Raw genomic sequence first — 2,109 nt, 5'->3', positions numbered from 1 at the left:
AGGAGCCGCACTCAAAACAGTCAAAGAGGTTATACTCTTTCGCATCTTCATAGCGGCTCTTTTCCGCAAAGACGCTCAACATCGACGGCATGAGGCCCATGGGACATATATCAATACACCGCCCGCATCTGATACACGGTTCGAAATCCTCGGCGTGGAGAACGCCTTCCTCGGGAATGACGAGGATACCGGACGTGCCCTTCGTGACCGGCACATCAAGGGTAGATAGGGCAAAACCCATCATCGGTCCGCCTGCTACGACCTTTCCCGCGGTTCCTTTCAATCCTCCGCATTCGTCAATGACATCGGAAATGAGTGTCCCGACCCGTACGAGCAGGTTTGAAGGTCTGGTGATTCCTTCACCGGTAACCGTGACGACGCGCTCTATGAGGGGCTTCCCGTAGCGGGCCGCCTCATAGATGGCAAGGGCTGTTCCGACATTCTGGACGACGACCCTGACATCCATCGGAAGCCCTCGCGGAGGCACCTCTCTGCCGGTTGTCGCCTTTATGAGCATCTTCTCGGCGCCTTGCGGGTATTTCACCTCGAGCGTGCAGACCTCGATGGAAGGTTCGTTCTTTGCCGCTTCCTTCATTTTCTCGATCGCCTCGGGTTTGTTGTCTTCGATGCCGACGAACCCTCTGTTCACGCCGAGGGTCTTCATCAATATCCTGAGTCCCTCGATGATCTCTGTCGGCTTTTCGACCATAAGCCTATAATCCGCCGTGAGATAGGGCTCGCATTCCGCGCCGTTTATAATGATGGTATCGATCGGTTTTTCCTTGGGCGGGGAAAGCTTCACCACCGTCGGGAATGCCGCGCCGCCGAGGCCTACGATCCCGGCAGCCTTGATCTTCTCCCTGAGTTCCTCCGGCCGCAGGTCAGCATAGTCCGGGTTGTCTTTTAAGAGAGTCCATTCTTCCCTGCCATTGTTCTCTATGACAACGGAATTCACCATCCGTCCCATCGCGTTGGGGAATTCTCCCATGCCCGTCACTTTCCCGGAAACGGACGAATGCACAGGGGCCGAGACGAATCCGCCGGGCTCCCCGATCAACTCACCCTTCTTGACCTCCTGGTTGATCGAGACTACCGGTTTGCAAGGCGCTCCTGTGTGCTGGCTGAGGGGGATGACGACTCTCTGCGGGACCTTTGCGTCCCTGATGGGGACGTCTTTCGCTAATTCTTTCTTATCGGGAGGATGAATGCCACCCTTGAATGTCGGTAGACCCATTAACGGGTTCCTCCTCTTGGATTCGGAACATTGGTCATGATGAAGGACAAAGCCTTACAAACCCTACAGTAATAACACGGTCTTCGGCGATATGTCAAGATGAAACTATAAGCAATACTTATAAGCTTTCCATTTCCGAGAACTTCCTTTTCAGGGCCCTTGATATTCGATCCGCCCTTCTCAATGGTTCAGGGATTCGGTAACCGGTGGCGCAGTTGAGGACGATCTCACGGCATTCCTCGATGTTAATCTTATGGCCGGGTGATACAAAGAGGGCTCTTGTATTATCTCTTGTCCGCAATACCGAACCGACGATCTTCCCGTTATAGCGGAGAGGCGACCATTCCCCGCGGTTCTTTCCCGGCTCCGTGTATTCTCCAATAAGCCTCGATTTTGCGCACCCTATGGTCGGCATCTTCAAGAGCACCCCGAGGTGAGATGCTATACCGATCCCCTTCGGATGTGCTATCCCCTGTCCGTCGACGAGGATGAGGTCAGGTTTTTTGGTGAGCCGGGAGAGAGCGGTGATAATAGCAGGCCCTTCCCGAAACGTCAGGAAACCCGGGACGTATGGAAACGAAATCTCCGCGACCGCATGAGCATTCTCCAAATGAATCATCTCAGGATATTGATAAAGGCACGCGACACCGATGACCATGTCCTCCGTAAATGCCGCGTCAACCCCTGCAACGAATCGGGGAGTCTTTCGCAGATGGGCTATTCTTATCTTTTTCCTGAGACTCTCCTGAATCTCTCTGGCCTCAGCTATGTCGCTGGCCACCGCATGGCTTAAAGATAACATAGCATGGCAGACGTGGGTTTTTGAATCACAAGAATTCAAATTAATATTTTACTTGACATCATCATTATATAGA

2 protein-coding genes are annotated in these 2,109 nt (G+C 53.1%); both read right to left on the bottom strand.

Annotated elements, in window-relative coordinates:
- Positions 1-1,234, bottom strand: a 1,234-nt coding sequence (gene rsxC / locus VEI96_06715) for an electron transport complex subunit RsxC (protein HXX57675.1), incomplete at its 3' end; no start/stop codon positions are given.
- A 118-nt stretch (positions 1,235-1,352) separates the two neighbouring features.
- Positions 1,353-2,015, bottom strand: a complete 663-nt coding sequence (gene nfi / locus VEI96_06710; GenBank protein HXX57674.1) for a deoxyribonuclease V — start codon at positions 2,013-2,015, stop codon at positions 1,353-1,355.
- Positions 2,016-2,109: the final 94 nt, after the last annotated feature.

The organism is Thermodesulfovibrionales bacterium (genome assembly GCA_035622735.1).
Taxonomy (GTDB): domain Bacteria; phylum Nitrospirota; class Thermodesulfovibrionia; order Thermodesulfovibrionales; family UBA9159; genus DASPUT01.
Note: the sequence above shows the minus strand (reverse complement) of the source record. Positions and strands in the feature narration are given on the sequence as shown.